Origin of the sequence: Acidiphilium iwatense, assembly GCF_021556475.1 — a bacterium.
In the GTDB taxonomy this organism is placed as follows: Bacteria; Pseudomonadota; Alphaproteobacteria; order Acetobacterales; family Acetobacteraceae; genus Acidiphilium; species Acidiphilium iwatense.
In genome coordinates, this window is sequence record NZ_JAKGBZ010000152.1 from 1 (window position 1) to 1,114 (window position 1,114).

Consider the following 1,114-nt stretch of genomic DNA (forward strand, 5'->3'; position numbering starts at 1 on the left):
CGAGCCGATCGGCAACATCCCACCCGCCGAGGCCGAGGCGCGCTACTATGAACAACTGAACGAGCTGGCTATGGTCGCCTGAGTCAAACAAAATGGCCTCCAGGATTCCCGGCGCGGTTCAGATTTCCAACCCTCCTGCTATTTTCATGTTGTGTCGCAACAACAATAACCTCCCCATATGCACACGCAGAAGGCGGGCATGCCTTGATCTAGATCAAGGCATGCCGACGCGATCACGCACATTCCTCGAAGAGCCGGAGAAAGTTGGGGGTATGATGGCTATTACGATCTACCGTTTCAGATGCTCGACAAGCCTACGATTGCAGCGGGAAAGCTAGAGCATAATCCTGGCTTCGTCCCCGGGCAGTGAAGCATGAGCAGTGGTTTGTTCCGCCTCGGCCGCGGTCCAAGGGGCAAGCCGCTCGCGGGCGAGGGTTTCGGAATAGCTCAGATCTGCCGTGCAATCGGCGGGCAAGCGCATCGTATGGAGGCTAAGCACATGTCGCGTATTGATGAGTCAAAAACTTTCGTGCCGGTCTCGATCGCCGTGCTGACCGTGTCGGACACCCGCACGGCATCGAACGATACGTCGGGCAATGCGCTGGCCGAACGAATCGAGGCTGCCGGACATCGGATTGCGGCGCGCGCGATCCTGCCGGACAACGCGGACATGCTCGAATCTATCCTGAGAAAGTGGGTCGCGGACCCTGCGATCGATGTCGTAATCAGCACCGGGGGTACGGGCGTCACCGGCCGGGACGTGACGCCCGAAGCGTTTGCCCGCGTGGTGGACAAGGTTATCGAAGGGTTCGGTGAATTGTTCCGGGTGCTGAGCTATCAGAAGATTGGTACATCGGCGATCCAATCCCGCGCGGTCGGCGGGGTGGCTGGTGGAACCTATCTGTTCGCGCTACCCGGCTCCCCGGACGCGGTGAAGGACGGTTGGGATGATATCCTGCGCTTCCAACTCGATGCCCGGCATCATCCGTGCAACTAGTACCCTCCGTCATTGATTTTGCGGCGGACCTTCGATTCGATGACTCCGCAACGACGGAGATGGTTCGTGACCGCGAAACAAAGTGCCGTAAAGAAGTATGTGGTGAAGCTCAGCCTC

Annotated in this window: 1 protein-coding gene; it reads left to right on the plus strand. The window is 58.8% G+C overall.

The genetic code is table 11. The features are described from left to right. Positions 1-499 precede the first annotated feature (499 nt). Positions 500-997: a molybdenum cofactor biosynthesis protein B gene (gene moaB / locus L2A60_RS20515; RefSeq protein WP_235706311.1), complete on the plus strand. Its 498-nt coding sequence runs from the start codon at positions 500-502 to the stop codon at positions 995-997. Positions 998-1,114 lie beyond the last annotated feature (117 nt).

Bases quoted from the DNA above. Each gene is read 5' to 3' on its own strand.
- moaB (WP_235706311.1), top strand. From the start codon at position 500: ATGTCGCGTATTGATGAGTCAAAAACTTTCGTGCCGGTCTCGATCGCC.